We start from the raw sequence: 11928 nt of genomic DNA, 5'->3' as shown, positions 1-11928 counted from the left end.
TCGTACCGCTTCTTCTTTGAATGTTTTGTCGTATTGATTCATTGTCTCTCGTCCCCTCGTCTGCTTTCATTTTATTTCATACGAGGGTGTTTTTCGACTGCATTTTTATAGTAGCACTCCATTTGGGGGGGCCTGCACAAGGCATCGAGGGTGTCCACGTATGGACCTTCACTCCCACGGCCAAAGGAGTCGTCGTGCATACAACTGAGTCTTGGGACGGTCCACCAGTAGCAGCTGACCCCGATGGCATGCGCGCGGCACTCACATCCTCGCTCAATGCCTGGCTTGCTGATCTCAAGACGACTGCCGAGGCGCAGAAATCAATAACAAATCGATAGATAGACTAAAGTTAGTGATTGGTAACAAATAAATAAACGAAATGAGGCTGAATGAAAATGGATAAAACGATTGTAATTGGAGCAACGGGCGGGACGGAAGCAGCAATAACGGAAGAACTTATAAAACGGGAGGCACGGACCAACATCGATGTCAACCGAAAGGCCCAGGTCATAGTGGACCTTTCCATTGAAATCGAGGCTCCACAAGAGATCGTATGGCGGATACAGACTGACATCGACCAATGGCCAACTTGGCAGAAATACGTTACCCAATCGCAGTTATCCGGTCCAATCGCGTTGGGAAGCACCTTCCAATGGGAAACGCATGGGCTTCCTATCGTCTCCACCATCCTTGAGGTAGACCCTATGCGACGTATCGTTTGGGGGGGGCCGGCGCTAGGCATCGAGGGAATCCACGTATGGACCATCACTCCCACCGCTAAAGGGGTCGTCGTGCATATCACTGAGTCCTGGGACGGTCCGCCAGTAGCAGCTGACCCCGACGGCATGCACGTGGCACTCACGTCCTCGCTCAATGCCTGGCTTGCCGATCTCAAGACGACTGCCGAGGCGGCCAACTAATTGAACAAGCTACCATCATTCCGCTCCCTCGGTACAATGTAGTTTTCTCACGAATGCTCGTTTATTCGCAGGATTTCACCAGAGGATAAATCGTAAGCCGGATAGAATGGGACGAGAGCCGTCTATATGGGCAACCGGCGAGCATGCGGGAACAAAAGGGGCGAGTTTTCGCTCCTTTTTTCATTGATCTGCTGCACGCTACTCCACGTACCTCTGGAGGCTTTCACTCCCATTTCTCGACGGGTCGATGCCCTTTCATTCCTTCGTTACGCCTATCCAGAGGGTGGAGGCCGGTAATCCTAACGGTATGGGTCGATGTCCTTTTGCTGAATGCAATCCGGTACTCCGTGCAATCTTGAAATCCTGCGAATAAGCCAATTTTCGTGCTGATCGTGAAGCGATTAAGCGACCTGTTTCATAGGAAGCACGCGATCCGGTTCGTAAGCTTCACCGCTGCGTGCTATGGCAACCATAATACGAGCCAGCTTGCCACAAAGCTTCATTACTGAGCGCATGGGCTTCATGCTTTTCGTCTTTACATTCATTTCTTGCTGTCGTTTAAACGTCTCATCGTACATAATGAGGGCCATGGTTGCCATGAATATGGCATGCCGGAGTCTTGGTCGGCCACGTTTGCTAATGGACATCTGGCCTTCCACTTGCCTGAGCTTGCTTCAGCTAGGTTGAGACCGGCATGCCGCAACAACGCATTGCCATGTGTATAGCCGCTAAGATCGCCAGCTTCACCCAGTATGCCAGCGACAGACAAGATGCTCATACCCTACATTACGAGCATCGGCTTGGCCAGCGGAATACGTGCCAGGACAGTCGCCACTTCATCCTCAATTACTTGCAGTTGCTCCATAGCTAAATCATATTCGGCCAGCAGCTGTTGGATATGAAGCTTATACGCCTTCTCGGCATGCTTTGCGCCGACCGAGCGAGCGGCCAGCGCCAGCAGCTCGCCAGCTCTTCGTTCACCGCTGTGCCGTTTCATGACTGTTTTCCAGCCGTCGATTACCTGGCGAACGGTGAGATTTTGAAGCTCAGCAGGCGTTGGAAAGAGACGTAGTGTAGCGAGCGACCCGGAACCAATGAGGTGCTTGTACCTGCCCCAGCTCTGGAAACACAATGTCGACCCAGCGATGGATCTGGTTCTTGACGCTGACAAGACGATGGACGATTGTCACCCGGTTCGCCATGAGTACTCGCAGTTCCATGAACACTGCACTGGTTTCTTTAATGACCGTGTAGTAGCCGTTTTTCACCATGTCGGCGATAACCAAGGCATCCTTGATGTCGCTTTTTGAGGGAGTATTATCACGGTTTTCCTTGTTCTTTTTAACGAGATGAGGGTTTACCAACACGACCTCGAGGCCCCGGTCTTGGAGCCAGGCTGCGAGGGTGAGCCAGTAGTGGCCGGTTGGTTCCATACCGATGATGGTGTCGTTTAGTTGGTGCGTTTCCTGCAAATCTTTCATCCACTGCAGCAGTTCGCTAAAGCCGGCATCGTGATTGGAGAAGTGAAGCGGAGAGCTGAGCGTGATTCCACGGAAGTTGACAGCGCGAGCAACATGGGACTGCTGGGCGATGTCAATGCCGACGACAAGGTGTTGGGTGGAAATGCGTTCGAGCGATTGATTTTGTTTGGCTTGAGCTTTAAAATTCAAGATAGAGCGACCACCTTAAGATGGCTAAAGGGCTATGACCCGTGACTACCCCATCGTACCGGAGTCGCTCGTTTTAATGCAAAGCGCAAAATTAACGCTCTACAGGAATCCTAACTGGCAGGTTAGTTGAACAAGCTAAGTGGAGGTTTTATGCGCATTTGATTCAAACTGTGCTGAAGTAGTGAGGAGGAATGATGGCCCCCAATGTAACCGACGGCAACTCTGTACGAAATAAACCGGTATTCTGTTTTTTACGAGGTGAATATGAAATCATGGGAATCAGCAATAAATCGGCTTAAAAGTCCACCTTCGAAAGCAAAACGAAGGTGGACTTTTATAATCTGTTTATTTATGTTTAATATGTAATGCCCTTTGATTTAATATATTTTTCTCAACCAAGGTCTTGATAATTTTCAGTCTAGAACTTTATTTTCTTCAAAAAGTCAATCTTGGTAAACATAACGATTTTGGGCAAGCTGCAATTTCTAACATTAGGCATATGATGGAGTATTTAAGAATGGAGGAAATAAAAATGTGGCATGCTGTGCCTCAAGTATTTATGAATCCAACGTATCTTTATTACCCTTGGCAACTATATCAGCAATATCGACCACAGACATATCTCCATTACGTAGGGGGTTATCCACCTTGCTATTATATCAATGAGCGATTCAGCCCTTGGCAGGAGACGGAAATTAAGGACTATGGAAAGGAACCATTTGTAGTCAACATTGAACAAGTAACGAAGCAGAATAATACGTACCGAACTGCTTTATGGACGGGGGAGCATTTCCAGGTTACCGTGATGAGCATCCCCGTGGGAAGTGATATCGGGTTAGAAGTCCATCCGAATACAGATCAATTTATTCGAATTGAAGAGGGGCAAGCACTGGTACAGATGGGGGATTCCAAGGAAAATCTGAATTTCGAGGTTGCAGCCTACGAAGATTATGCCATTATGGTTCCTGCCGGAAAGTGGCACAATCTAACCAATACCGGAAATAGCCCCCTTAAAGTATATGTCATTTACGCTCCGCCGGAGCATCCGTTCGGCACCGTTCATGCAACGAAAGCTGACGCTATGACATCTCATGAATCACGTTAAAGAGAACCATTCAAATCTGCACAGAATGATTACATGGTAGTAGACCTATCCAATAGAAGAAGTTTAAGTGGTGGAACATGATTCAGCAAGAATCGTGCTCCACTACTTTTTGTGCATTGAAATAAAAGGTAGAGGAGATGACTTCTCACTGCAACATGTGAGAGGCGACGATACATTTCATCTCGTACATCGCTTGAAAGGGAATATTTTTAAGTGTTGACACTGCGATAACATTTTACGTATATGATTAAGTTCGAAATAAGCAGATAATTATATGACTATTTACAAGCGTCGAAGGAGTGTGGGAAAATGAAACGTGAAGTCAAACGGATTTATTTCCTTTGTGGGCAAAATCGTTGCCGAAGTCAAATAGCAGAGGTTTTTGCCAAAATCTATGGTGGAGAGCATATTGTGGTCGAAAGCGCGGGTTTAAATCCATCTGACGAAGTGCATCCTTACACCATTGAAGCTATGCATGAGGTAGGTATCGATCTTTCGCAGCATGTTTGCAAAAAGGTTGACATGAAGGTTTTTCTGGCTTCGAACGCCATCGTCAAGCTGTGTGAACAAGCAAGGGAACGTTGTCCGATTGTACCATTTCATATCATGAATGTGGAATGGAATGTTTCAGATCCACTTGCAGCAAATGGTGGCAGCTTGGAGGATGTAAAACGTGCGCGTGACGAGATTCGGGATAAAGTAATCGAAATGCTGAAAGGGATGGACATTCCCGTGACTTAAAGGAGTGAGGCATATGAGCAAGCTGGAAGAAGTAGCGGATATCTTGAAGCTGTTGGGGGACCGAAACAGACTAACCATCGTCGCCTTGCTGCAAGTAAAGGAGCTTTGCGTGTGTGAGATCGTAGACATTTTGAAAACAAGCCAGCCGAATATCAGTCAACATATGCGCAAGCTACGGGACGGGGGACTCGTCAAAGAGTCTCGTAGGGGACAATGGGTTTATTACTCGCTCTGCCTGGAAGACAAGCCTTATATTTTGGAGCTTCTAAAGGAAATTCCCTCGCAAGCGTCGCTGATTGATTCCACCGTTTGTGAAGCCAATGATTGCTGTACGTAGTTTGGGAGGATGCATATGTTTTATTTGGCCATACTCATTTTTCTATTGACCTTACTTTTTGTTATTTGGCAGCCGAAGGGATTAAACATCGGCTGGAGCGCTTCAGGCGGAGCTGTTCTTGCCCTGTTGCTAGGCGTTGTAAGCTTTGGAGATGTAAGAGATGTAACCCTTATTGTTTGGAATGCAACACTGGCATTCGTGGCGATCATTCTAATTTCTCTTATTCTTGATGAGATCGGGTTTTTCGAATGGGCTGCACTGCATATGGCACGGATTGCCCGCGGGAATGGAACAATGATGTTTATTCTCGTGATTCTGCTTGGCGCGGCGGTTGCGGCTTTTTTTGCAAATGATGGTGCAGCTCTGATTCTAACTCCAATTGTTTTAGCCATGGTTAGAGCGTTGAAGTTCGATGATCGTATGATCCTTCCTTTTATTATGGCCAGTGGCTTTATTGCAGACACGACTTCGTTGCCGCTCGTTGTTAGCAATTTGGTCAATATTGTATCTGCCGATTTTTTCAGCATTGGATTTGTAGAATATGCGAGCCGGATGATCGTGCCTAACGTTTTTGCGCTCTGTGCGAGCATTGCCGTTCTGTACCTCTTTTTCCGAAAGAGCATCCCTAGGCACTATGATACGGCCAGCTTGAAGCAGCCAAAGGAAGCCATTAAAGATCAACGAATGTTCCGCGCTTCTTGGATCATATTGGTGATTCTACTGGCTGCCTATTTGCTTAGTGAGTTTATTCGTCTGCCGGTTTCCGTCATCGCGGGTATAGCAGCTATTGCTTTCATTGGCATTGCTCGTCAAAGCCCAGCAGTTGAAACAAAGCGATTAATTAAAGAAGCCCCGTGGGCAGTTGTTGTCTTTTCCATCGGCATGTATGTGGTAGTATACGGCTTGCGTAATGTGGGGCTAACGGATGCCTTAAGTGAGGTCATCCAGTCGGTGGCCGATCAAGGACTGTATGTGGCAACGCTTGGCATGGGGGTGATCGCCGCATTATTGTCATCGGTGATGAACAATATGCCGACGGTGATGATTAATGCATTGGCTATCCAGGAAACGCAAACCGAGGGCATTTTGCGTGAGGCGCTCATTTATGCGAACGTGATTGGATCGGACCTGGGGCCCAAAATTACACCCATCGGTTCACTTGCCACGCTGCTCTGGCTGCATGTGCTGGCACGCAAAGGCGTCAAAATTACTTGGGGCTATTATTTTAAGATTGGAATCGTGCTGACAATTCCGACTTTGATTATTACATTAACCGGTCTATCTATATGGCTCTGGTTAATCTCCTAATCCATTACGAAAAGAGGAGCCTTTATGAACAAACCACTCATTTATTTTTTGTGCACCGGAAATTCGTGCAGAAGTCAAATCGCGGACGGCTTTTTGCGGTCATTAGGCGGAGAGAAGTATGAAGTGAAAAGCGCGGGGCTGGAGGCTCACGGCTTGAATCCAAGAGCTATTCAAGTCATGGAGGAAGCAGGCGTGGACATTAGCGGCCATTCATCCGATGTCATTGACCCGGAGGTGCTGAATCGTGCTCATTACGTGATCACCCTGTGTGGTCATGCTGACGAGCATTGTCCTGTGATTTCCAACAAGAACGTCATCAAATGGCACTGGGGCTTCGATGACCCTGCCAAAGCTACGGGAACGGATGAAGAAATTTTGAATCAGTTCCGCAGTGTCCGTGACTCCATTAGAAAGCGTGTTGAACAGTTTGTTAAAGAAGGCAAATGAGGGGGATAACAGGCTTAAATGAATGCATATCGCATTAAAGGTATAGTGATTTGAATAAACAAAGATTCCGAATTCGAATTAAAAAGGAGTACAACCATGTCTTCAGAAAAAAACTACCATGCATTGATTCCTGATAAAATTTTTATGGGAGCAGCAACTGATGTAGAATCCATGGTGAAAAATGAAGGTATTGAAGTGATTGTGGATTTGAGAGGCGAAGCGACGGAGTGTGCTTATCCAGCGGCCCATTCGAAATGGCTTCGAATACCGTTAGCAGATAATTCTAGCGGGCCACAAGAAAAAGCCTTTGAGCAAGCAATCCAGGCCGTCACCGAAGCTTTCCGCCTAAATAAGAAAGTGGCTTTTCATTGTGGCGGAGGGAAAGGGAGAACGGGTACAGTAGCTGTAGGCACTTTACTTACGCTAGGCTTGAGTAAAACGATTGACGAAGCGGTGGCCGAAGCAAAGTGCATTCGCCAAGTTATAGATATTAAGCCATCGCAAAGAGAATCTCTGCAAACATTATATCCTGATAAATAAGCAAGAAAGAAGACCACTCATTGGAGTGGTTTTTATTCATGATACTTGCATCTTGCAATTAATTGATGTATAAATTAACTATGAGGTGAGGCCAGAGTGGAAAATACTCGTGAGCTTTTTCAAATCATGACACGCCGTTTTGGGTTTCTGAATAAAAATTGTTGCTCTGCTGGCGGGCATGATATTTCATTAGTGCAAAGCCATATACTTTACGAGATCGATCGTCAACATCAACCGTCGATTCAACAGGTTGCTGAGGCGTTGGGAACGGATATTACAACCTTTAGCCGACAAATCCAATCGTTAATTAAAATGAACTTGGTAAAGAAATCGCCCGATCCAAATGACCGTAGGGTTTATTTGCTTTCGCTTACTACAGAAGGTAAGTTCGTGGCTACTATTATTGACCAACAAATGAATGCTTATTTAAATGAAGTGTTCTCCAACTTGAACGATTTTGAGAAAGAAACCGTTATTCGTTCCATTAAGCTTTTAAATGAAGCCATGTCGAAATCAAGCTTATGCTGTTCCACGCCCAAAGGGTGATTTTTTTAGAATAATACTTGCAAAATGCAATTAATATGGAGGCACTTAATGTGAATGGAGCACTTGATACGATTGTCATTGGAGGAGGGCAAGCGGGGCTTGCTTCCGGCTATCATCTACAGAAGAAAGGACTTCGATTCTTGATTATGGAGGCGAGTGATGAGGTAGGCGGTTCGTGGCCGCTTTATTACGATAGCCTCAAGCTATTCTCACCAGCTCGCTTCTCATCCTTGCCGGATTTGAAATTTCCGGGTGATCCGAACGGTTATCCAAGGCGAGATGAAGTTATTCACTACTTGAAATATTACCAAGAAAAATTCCAATTTCCGGTTATAATCAATCAACGCGTGACATTAGTCGAAAAGGATGGAGACGGGTTTATGGTCCGAACGATGGCAGGGGATACGTTTCGGTCAAAGACCATTATTAATGCGACTGGCTCATTTCACACTCCCTATACGCCAGCGATACCCGGGCAGGAGTCGTTTCAAGGCCGTATCCTTCATTCCTCTAAATATCGAAATTCAGAGCCATTTATCAATCAACGTGTGCTGATTGTAGGGCGTGGGAATTCCGCTGTTCAGATTGGCGTCGAGCTGGCCGAAGTCAGCCATACATCTTTAGCCGTATTGCGACCAGTTCAGTTTATGAAATCAATGCTGTTGGGGCAGGACTTGCATTTTTGGTTGAAAGCGATTGGAATTGACTCGTTTCCATTTTGGCGATTCGGGAAAACTGCGCCAAGTTCAGGTTCAGTAATCGATTCGGGCGGGTACAAAGAGAAGGTATTGGCAGGGAAACCGGATCAACAACCGATGTTTACATCCTTTTATGATGAGGGGGTCATTTGGGCGAACGGGACAAAGGAACCCGTGGATACGGTGATTTTTGCAACAGGGTACCGACCTCGCCTTCCCTATCTTCAAGCGATTGGCGCTCTGAACTCTGAAGGAAGGCCGGTACATCAAGCAGGCATAAGCCATGTTCCGGGACTATATTATGTTGGGCTAGAAGGACAGCGGTCATTTGCTTCTGCGACATTAAGGGGGGTGGGGAGGGATGCGCAGTTTGTCGTAAAAAAGCTTCTACACCATCTTAAAATAAGGAGTGTTCATTCATGAATCAAGTTAATCATGATCAAATTCGTCAAAACGTTCGAAACCGGTATAAGGAAATTGCAATACAGGATGTAGGTGGAGGGAACTGTTGTACGCCGTCAGATACTTTCGGTGAGTCACTAGCGGACGTTTCCTCAAAAATGGGTTATTCGTCAGAAGAATTGTCGGCTGTTCCTGAGGGTGCGAATCTTGGCCTTGGCTGCGGTAATCCTCAAGCCATTGCAGCGCTGCAGCCAGGAGAAGTCGTGCTGGATTTGGGCAGTGGCGGTGGGTTTGATTGCTTTCTTGCATCTCGCCAGGTAGGAGATCTCGGTCGCGTTATTGGTGTGGATATGACCCCGGAAATGATTAACCGTGCCCGGGAAAATGCACAAAAAAACGGATTTAAAAATACGGAGTTTAGACTGGGGGAAATCGAGCATCTACCGGTCAGGGATCACTCAGTTGATGTAATCATTTCAAACTGTGTGATCAACCTATCCCCGTCAAAGCAGCAGGTTCTTAACGAAGCGTTCCGTACACTACGAAGTGGCGGTCGATTGGCTATATCGGATGTCGTGACAACGGCAGAGCTTCCGGTAGAAATAAAAAAGGATATCGACCGTGTTTATTCCGGATGCATTTCAGGAGCTTCTTCCATAAATGAACTGGAGAGGATGCTAGAGAAAAGCGGATTTATCAATATTACAATAGAATCAAAAGACGAGTCACGTGCATTTATTAAAAATTGGATTCCTGGCGCAAATGTCGAACAATATTTAGTATCTGCTTCGATCTGTGCTATCAAGCCCTAAGTCTGACAGCTTGAAACGTGTTTGGAAATTAACCCGATTCTTTCTTAATCCTTTCTGTTACTCGCCTGGATTTTCAACTGCTCGAAAGCTTCGCTTATAAGCCCTGCAGATCTTCGGTTTTCATGCCGAGTACTGCGGGGTTTTTGGTTTAACAAGTATAGGATACTTACTCAAATACCCGATTTGAGCCTCGAAATGAACAGGTTAGTAGAAGGCCTTATTTTTAGGTCATTTATGCTATCCGATGATGTTTCGAGGGGGATGATAGCTTGAAGGCAGATTTGTTGAGATACAGTATGCAGATTGCGATGCTCAGACAGCTACTGAACTTATCTTTGATAAGCGAGCAGGAATTTAATACGGTAAAGAACCTCATAATGAGAGAATATGGAGTTTGTTCAGACCTTACTTCTAAATAAGTAGTTTCTCAAGTTGTACGGATTGTCAGAAAAAAGTATAGAAGTTCAGATTCGCACCTTTGTCGAAATCGCCTGAATTGATTACGCTAGTGGCGTAGATTATAACTCAGGGGAGGAAGCCTCAATGTCATTTTCAGTCGAGGTTATAAAAGCCAATCGCAAGCTGTCGGATCGTACCGGTGGGCAACAAGAATTTCTGAGAGTAGCTCCGTATGCGCGGGTAAGCACAGACACGGAGGAGCAACTCAACAGCTACAAATCTCAAGTCTCTTATTACAAAGAAATGATTAGCCAGCGCAGCGATTGGGTGCTTGCTGATATTTATGCAGATGAAGCCATTACAGGCACTCAGGTGAAGAAGCGTGATGATTTCCAGCGCTTAATAAACGATTGTCTCAATGGCAAGATTGATATGGTGATTACCAAGTCCATTTCCAGGTTTGCCCGCAATACAGTAGATACCTTAAAGTATGTCCGCAAGCTTAAGGAAAGAAGTGTGGCTGTATTCTTTGAAAAGGAGAACATCAATACGTTAACGATGGATGGTGAGCTATTGCTTACAATCCTCAGCTCAGTTGCACAGCAGGAGGTCGAGAATATCTCATCGATTGTGAAGATGGGCTTGAAAATGAAGATGCAGCGTGGGGAGCTTATCGGCTTCCAAAGCTGCCTTGGATATGATTATGATCTTACAACCAAGCGAATTTCAGTGAATGAAGCTGAAGCGGAGATTGTTCGATATATTTTTGGACGTTATATTGCTGGCGCGGGGGCTTCTGTCATAGCTCAAGAATTAACGAAGCTTCCCTATAAAACAAAGCGTGGGAATTCAGAATGGGGAGATACTGCAGTGCTGGGTATCATTAAAAATGAAAAATACAAGGGAGACCTACTTCAAGGAAAAACCTTTACGCTTGATCCGATCTCGAAGAGAAGGTTGGATAATCATGGTGAAGAGGATCAGTATTACATTAAAAATCATCATGAGCCTATAGTAAGTGAAGAAGTATTTGAGCAAGCTCAAGAAATTTTGTTTCGACGTGGAAAGCCGCGTGGAAAACATGAAAAGGGCGGTAAGCGAGAAAAGTTTAGCCGGAAGTTCACATTTAGCTGCAAGCTTGAATGTGGGTTCTGTGGGAAAAACTATTCGCGCAGAAGTTGGAATAGCAGAACGACCTATGCAAAGGTCATTTGGCAATGCGTCTCTTTCTCGAAAAAAGGAAAGAAATATTGCCCTCACAGCAAGGGCATTGAGGAAAGTATAATAGAGGAAGCCTTTGTCGAAACGTACAATCGGGTCTGCGGCAATCACAAGGATGTGCTGGATGAGCTTTTGTTAAAAATGGAGTCCGCGCTAGGTGATCAACAACATCACAAGCAATTAAGCAAGGTGAAGCACGAAATTGAGGCTCTCGAACAAAAGCGATCTAATCTGATTGATCTTCATTTGGATGAAAAAATTGATCGTGTCACGTATGAACGTAAGTATGAGGAACTGGAGTCAACACTAACGGAGTTAATCGAATCAAGTGAGCAACTGGAGACATCGGCTCAAGAAGAGGTTGACGTTGAAAAGAGATTGCTGCACTTTCGCAACGTGCTTCAAACCAATTCCGTCCTTACTGAATTTGATCGCAATGTATTCGAAAGTGTCGTCGAAAAGGTTATAATGGGAGAAGAACAGGAAGACGGAAGCGTAGAGCCTTATCAAATAGCCTTCGTATTCAAAACGGGATTAAGAAGCAGTATTCAAGGTAAGGGCGGATATAAAGGCCCAAAAAGGCCGGCAGCAGAGAGGAGTGATGAATGTCCCCATCTACCGGACAACACATGTGGAGTGCTGTGTGTTGTTGGTTAGGGATGGAGTGCTACTATAAAAATGCAGTCGAAAAACACCCTCGTATGAAATAAAATGAAAGCAGACGAGGGGACGAGAGACAATGAATCAATACGACAAAACATTCAAAGAAGAAGCGGTACGAT

The 11928-nt window shown here is 45.5% G+C and carries 12 protein-coding genes and 1 pseudogene; 12 read left to right on the top strand and 1 reads right to left on the bottom strand.

Features of this window, described 5'->3' with window-relative positions; translation table 11 throughout:
* The first annotated feature begins 395 nt into the window (after nt 1-395).
* Nucleotides 396-920 carry an SRPBCC family protein gene (locus ACX93W_RS27225; protein ID WP_459395519.1) on the top strand — a complete coding sequence of 175 codons (525 nt, stop codon included), beginning with the start codon at nt 396-398 and terminating at the stop codon, nt 918-920.
* Between the two features lie 401 nt (nt 921-1321).
* Here ACX93W_RS27225 and ACX93W_RS27220 read toward each other — a convergent pair.
* Nucleotides 1322-2590: pseudogene (locus tag ACX93W_RS27220) on the bottom strand (IS110 family RNA-guided transposase).
* Between the two features lie 517 nt (nt 2591-3107).
* On the opposite strand from ACX93W_RS27220, the gene ACX93W_RS27215 reads away from it, so the two are divergent.
* The 11 genes from ACX93W_RS27215 to ACX93W_RS27165 all read left to right on the top strand — a co-directional run bounded on the left by ACX93W_RS27215 (nt 3108) and on the right by ACX93W_RS27165 (nt 11803).
* The gene (locus tag ACX93W_RS27215) at nt 3108-3695 is read left to right on the top strand and encodes a cupin domain-containing protein (protein WP_459395518.1); all 588 of its coding nucleotides are present in this window, start codon (nt 3108-3110) and stop codon (nt 3693-3695) included.
* A gap of 309 nt (nt 3696-4004) precedes the next feature.
* A complete protein-coding gene (locus ACX93W_RS27210) occupies nt 4005-4436 on the top strand; it encodes an arsenate reductase ArsC (protein WP_459395517.1) in 432 nt (143 codons plus the stop codon).
* A 13-nt stretch (nt 4437-4449) separates the two neighbouring features.
* Entirely contained in the window at nt 4450-4773 is a 324-nt protein-coding gene (locus ACX93W_RS27205) for an ArsR/SmtB family transcription factor (RefSeq protein ID WP_459395516.1), read from the top strand.
* Between the two features lie 15 nt (nt 4774-4788).
* Nucleotides 4789-6081, top strand: coding sequence for an arsenic transporter (locus ACX93W_RS27200; protein WP_459395515.1), 1293 nt, complete (start codon nt 4789-4791; stop codon nt 6079-6081).
* Nucleotides 6082-6105: 24 nt separating this feature from the next.
* Complete coding sequence (gene arsC / locus ACX93W_RS27195; RefSeq protein ID WP_459395514.1) at nt 6106-6528, top strand: arsenate reductase (thioredoxin); 423 nt, start codon at nt 6106-6108, stop codon at nt 6526-6528.
* Nucleotides 6529-6624: 96 nt separating this feature from the next.
* The gene (locus ACX93W_RS27190) at nt 6625-7068 is read left to right on the top strand and encodes a protein-tyrosine phosphatase family protein (RefSeq protein ID WP_459395513.1); all 444 of its coding nucleotides are present in this window, start codon (nt 6625-6627) and stop codon (nt 7066-7068) included.
* A 96-nt stretch (nt 7069-7164) separates the two neighbouring features.
* A complete protein-coding gene (locus tag ACX93W_RS27185; RefSeq protein WP_459395512.1) occupies nt 7165-7614 on the top strand; it encodes a MarR family winged helix-turn-helix transcriptional regulator in 450 nt (149 codons plus the stop codon).
* A gap of 50 nt (nt 7615-7664) precedes the next feature.
* Nucleotides 7665-8735, top strand: a complete 1071-nt coding sequence (locus tag ACX93W_RS27180; RefSeq protein WP_459395511.1) for a flavin-containing monooxygenase — start codon at nt 7665-7667, stop codon at nt 8733-8735.
* Nucleotides 8732-9526: an arsenite methyltransferase gene (locus ACX93W_RS27175; RefSeq protein WP_459395510.1), complete on the top strand. Its 795-nt coding sequence runs from the start codon at nt 8732-8734 to the stop codon at nt 9524-9526. The genes ACX93W_RS27180 and ACX93W_RS27175 overlap by 4 nt, the downstream gene beginning before the upstream one ends.
* A 269-nt stretch (nt 9527-9795) precedes the next feature.
* On the top strand, nt 9796-9945 hold the full coding sequence (locus tag ACX93W_RS27170) for an SHOCT domain-containing protein (protein WP_459395509.1): 150 nt from the start codon (nt 9796-9798) through the stop codon (nt 9943-9945).
* 124 nt (nt 9946-10069) lie between these two features.
* Nucleotides 10070-11803, top strand: a complete 1734-nt coding sequence (locus tag ACX93W_RS27165; protein ID WP_459395508.1) for a recombinase family protein — start codon at nt 10070-10072, stop codon at nt 11801-11803.
* Nucleotides 11804-11928: the final 125 nt, after the last annotated feature.

Source organism: Paenibacillus sp. CAU 1782 (assembly GCF_054551715.1).
This window is presented reverse-complemented; position numbering and strand designations above follow the sequence as displayed.

Coding starts and splice junctions, on each gene's coding strand:
- ACX93W_RS27215 (WP_459395518.1), top strand. CDS start 3,108: ATGGAGGAAATAAAAATGTGGCATGCTGTGCCTCAAGTATTTATGAAT.
- ACX93W_RS27205 (WP_459395516.1), top strand. CDS start 4,450: ATGAGCAAGCTGGAAGAAGTAGCGGATATCTTGAAGCTGTTGGGGGAC.
- arsC (WP_459395514.1), top strand. CDS start 6,106: ATGAACAAACCACTCATTTATTTTTTGTGCACCGGAAATTCGTGCAGA.
- ACX93W_RS27210 (WP_459395517.1), top strand. CDS start 4,005: ATGAAACGTGAAGTCAAACGGATTTATTTCCTTTGTGGGCAAAATCGT.
- ACX93W_RS27190 (WP_459395513.1), top strand. CDS start 6,625: ATGTCTTCAGAAAAAAACTACCATGCATTGATTCCTGATAAAATTTTT.
- ACX93W_RS27175 (WP_459395510.1), top strand. CDS start 8,732: ATGAATCAAGTTAATCATGATCAAATTCGTCAAAACGTTCGAAACCGG.
- ACX93W_RS27225 (WP_459395519.1), top strand. CDS start 396: ATGGATAAAACGATTGTAATTGGAGCAACGGGCGGGACGGAAGCAGCA.
- ACX93W_RS27165 (WP_459395508.1), top strand. CDS start 10,070: ATGTCATTTTCAGTCGAGGTTATAAAAGCCAATCGCAAGCTGTCGGAT.
- ACX93W_RS27200 (WP_459395515.1), top strand. CDS start 4,789: ATGTTTTATTTGGCCATACTCATTTTTCTATTGACCTTACTTTTTGTT.